We start from the raw sequence: 3,687 nt of genomic DNA on the forward strand, positions 1-3,687 counted from the left end.
CCATTCTGGTTGGTGGCGGCGCAGGTCGGTTGGCGCGGGATGCTGGCGGTCTGGCCCGCGTGTTTCGTCACCGGGGCGAGCTTTGCCGTGATGCAGTTTTTGATGAGCAACTACCACGGCCCATGGCTGGTCGATATAGTCAGCGCAGTGGTGGCGATGGCCGCGCTGGTGCTCTTCATGAAGGTGTGGAAGCCGAAGGAAGGCGCCGCCGTGGTTCCGACATCGAAGCCTCCCACAGCTCAGGCTTGGAAAGCCTGGCTGCCGTGGGTATTTCTGACCTTGTTTGTGTTTGTGTGGGGCATCCCGGCGGTGAAGGCGGAGTTGAACGCGATCTTCAATCGCGAGATCGAGGTGCCGATGCTGCATAAGGCCGTCGAACGTGTGCCGCCCGTGGTGGTTCATGCGGAGATGGAGAAGGCGGTCTTCAAACTGAACCTGCTCAGCTCTGCGGGCACTTCGGCGATGCTTGCGGGAATGCTCGCGGGCCTTTGCCTTGGGGTGTCACCGCTTCGACTGCTCGGCATTTACGGGCGCACGATCTGGAAGCTGCGTGTGTCGCTGCTCACTATCTCGCTCATGCTCGCGATGGGCTATGTCACGCGCTACAGTGGCACGGACACCACAATGGGACTCATGATGGCCTCCACTGGTGTGCTGTTTCCTTTTTTCTCACCCATCATCGGCTGGCTCGGTGTAGCGCTCACGGGCAGCGATACCTCGTCAAACGTGCTCTTTGGCAATCTTCAGCAAGTGACTGCGAACCAACTGGATCTCTCGCCGATCCACATGGCGGCCTCGAACAGCTCCGGCGGCGTGATGGGCAAGATGATCGACGCGCAGAGCATCGTCGTCGCCGCTGTGGCGACGGGCGGTCGCCCTGACAGCCCCGATGCTGGAACCGTGCTGCGCAGTGTCTTCTGGCACAGCGTGGCGTTGGCGTTGCTCATGGGCCTGCTGGTGATGGCGCAGGCGTACTGGCTGCCGTGGATGGTGGTGAAGTGAGCCGCGATTGCGTGACAAGGCGTGACTCGCAGATCGCGTATGGGTATAGCACACTTCTCCATGCTCACCCGCCGCCAGCTTCTTCAGACCACCGGACAAGGTTTCGGCGCGCTCGCTTTTGCTTCGCTGCAAGCGGGCGAGACAGCGCATCGCTCGCAGACTGTCGCGCCGAAGGCAAAGCGGGTGATCCAGCTCTTCATGGGCGGTGCGGCGTCGCACGTTGACTTGTTTGATTTCAAACCCGCGCTCATCAAGCACCACGGCGAGGAGTCGGACTTCGGTGAGAAGGTGGAGGCGTTTCAAAACGGACTCGGGCCGTGGAAGAAGCCGGTGTGGGAGTTCAAGCCGTATGGTCAGAGCGGCAGGATGCTCAGCGAGGCCGTCGCGCCGCTCGGCGCGTGCGCGGACGACATGGCCTTCGTGCATAATATGGTCGGGAAGACGGGTGTGCATTCTCAGGGCACGCTGCTGCAGGCCACGGGATTCAATCTGCCGGGCTTTCCGGGCATGGGCTGCTGGGTGAGTTATGCGCTGGGTTCGCTGAGCGACAATCTGCCCACCTTCGTTGTGCTGCCGGATCATCGCGGCTTTGCCTCAAACGGGCCCAAGAACTGGGACTCGGCCTTTTTGCCGTCGCAGCACGCCGGAACGATCATCTATCCCGGCGCGGAGACACCCATCGCGGATCTGTTCCCGCACAAATCAGGCCGCTACATCTCGGCGCGATCAGATCGCGCTGGATTCGAGCTGTTGGAGCAGTTGAACCGCAAACACATGCAGCAACGCGAGGAAGACAGCCGTCTTGACTCGCGCATCCAGAGCTACGAACTCGCCGCGAAGATGCAGCTCGCCGCGCCGGAGGCGCTCGACATCAGCCATGAGAGTGATGCGATGAAGGCGATGTATGGGATTCAAGAACATCGCAAAGTGTGGCCCACCGAGATCAATCCCGAAGAGGAGGCTGACTACATGGGCCGCAAGTGCCTCGCTGCGCGTCGCCTGCTCGAACGCGGCGTGCGCTTTGTGCAAATCTGGAGCGGCAACGACAACGGCTTCCCGCGTCGCAACTGGGACAGCCACGAAGACGTCGAGCGTGATCACGGCCCGCTCGCCTGGGGCATGGCGAAGGCTGTTTCAGCATTGATCCTCGATTTGAAGCAGCGTGGTCTGCTCGATGAGACGATCATCCTCTGGACCACTGAGTTTGGCCGCATGCCATCAACGCAAGGCGGCAAAGGCCGCGACCACAATCCGTATGTCTTCACCAACTGGCTCTGTGGCGGCGGCATCAAAGGCGGTGTCACAGCGGGCGAGAGTGACCAGTGGGGCTACAAGCCGCTCGACCGCGCCAACCCGACGACCTGCTACGACATCCACGCCACAATGATGCACCTGCTGGGCATCAACCACGAGCAACTCACCGTCCGCCACAATGGCCTCGACCGTCGCCTCACGGATGTGCATGGACATGTGATCCGTGATTTAGTGGCGTGATGGCTATGCTCAGTCTGTGCAGGCCTAGCGCCTCGTGCTGAAGACTACGTCGTCCAGTCGAGCACGACTTTGCCGCAGTTGCCGGATTCCATCGCGGCGAAGCCCTGTTCGAAGTCGGTGTAGTGGAAGCGGTGGGTGATGACGGGCTTGATGTTCACGCCGCTTTCCAGCATGACGCTCATCTGATACCAGGTCTCATACATCTCGCGGCCGTAGATGCCGTGGATGGTGAGCATATTGAAGATGACCTTGTTCCAGTCGATGGCGATGGGTTCGCTGGGGATACCAAGCATCGCAATTTTGCCGCCGTGGCACATGTTGTCGATGAGGCTGCGGAAGGCTGATGCATTGCCGCTCATTTCGAGTCCAACATCGAAGCCTTCTTTCATGCCGAGCTGCTTCTGTACGTCGGCGATGCTACCGGTTTTGACGTTTAAAGCAACCGTTGCGCCCATCTTGCGGGCGAGATCAAGGCGATACTCGTTCACATCGGTGATGACGACGTGACGTGCTCCGGCGTGTTTGACGACCGGGATGGCCATGATGCCGATGGGGCCTGCGCCGGTGATCAAAACGTCTTCACCGAGGCATTCAAAGGCGAGCGCGGTATGAACGGCGTTGCCGAAGGGATCAAAAATGCTCGCGACTTCCTCGTCCACGCCTTCGCGGTGATGCCAGACGTTCGTCATCGGCACGCTGATGTATTCGGCAAAGGCACCCGTGCGATTCACGCCGATCCCGACGGTGTCTTTGCACAAATGACGACGGCCCGCGAGGCAGTTACGGCAACGCCCGCAGACCACATGGCCCTCGGCGCTGACGATCTCGCCAGGATGAAAATCACTCACATTGGAGCCGACCGAGACGACTTCGCCCACAAACTCATGCCCCACGACCATCGGTACCGGGATGGTCTTCTGCGCCCAGGCGTCCCATTTATAAATGTGCAGGTCCGTGCCGCAGATGCCGGTCTTGCGGACCTTGATGAGGACATCATTGATGCCGACCTGCGGCTCCGGGACATCCTGGAGCCAGAGTCCGCGCTCTGCTTGGGCTTTGACGAGTGCTTTCATGGTGTGGCGATATATTGGATGCTATTCCTTTAAAATGGCAATCACAAATTTCTAATTTACAAGACGAGCTTCCGTTATATCGCCAGTCCATGCCTTCAAAAACGAAACCTGTCCTCCC

At 59.9% G+C, this 3,687-nt stretch carries 3 protein-coding genes; 2 read left to right on the forward strand and 1 reads right to left on the reverse strand.

The genetic code is table 11. From position 1 onward, the window contains the following. Both AC6FTP_RS26090 and AC6FTP_RS26095 read left to right on the forward strand, forming a co-directional pair. On the forward strand, positions 1 to 1,002 hold a 1,002-nt coding region (locus AC6FTP_RS26090), incomplete at its 5' end, for an L-lactate permease (protein WP_497209826.1). A gap of 60 nt (positions 1,003 to 1,062) precedes the next feature. Further along, the gene (locus AC6FTP_RS26095) at positions 1,063 to 2,496 is read left to right on the forward strand and encodes a DUF1501 domain-containing protein (RefSeq protein ID WP_497209827.1); all 1,434 of its coding nucleotides are present in this window, start codon (positions 1,063 to 1,065) and stop codon (positions 2,494 to 2,496) included. Positions 2,497 to 2,540: 44 nt separating this feature from the next. On the opposite strand, the gene tdh is transcribed toward AC6FTP_RS26095, so the two are convergent. Next, positions 2,541 to 3,569, reverse strand: a complete 1,029-nt coding sequence (tdh, locus tag AC6FTP_RS26100; RefSeq protein WP_497209828.1) for an L-threonine 3-dehydrogenase — start codon at positions 3,567 to 3,569, stop codon at positions 2,541 to 2,543. Between the last annotated feature and the right edge of the window lie 118 nt (positions 3,570 to 3,687).

This window comes from Prosthecobacter sp. (assembly GCF_044378005.1).
Lineage (GTDB): Bacteria > Verrucomicrobiota > Verrucomicrobiia > Verrucomicrobiales > Verrucomicrobiaceae > Prosthecobacter.

Excerpts from the sequence above, each read along its gene's own strand:
- AC6FTP_RS26095 (WP_497209827.1), top strand. The coding sequence starts at position 1,063 with ATGCTCACCCGCCGCCAGCTTCTTCAGACCACCGGACAAGGTTTCGGC.
- tdh (WP_497209828.1), bottom strand. The coding sequence starts at position 3,569 with ATGAAAGCACTCGTCAAAGCCCAAGCAGAGCGCGGACTCTGGCTCCAG.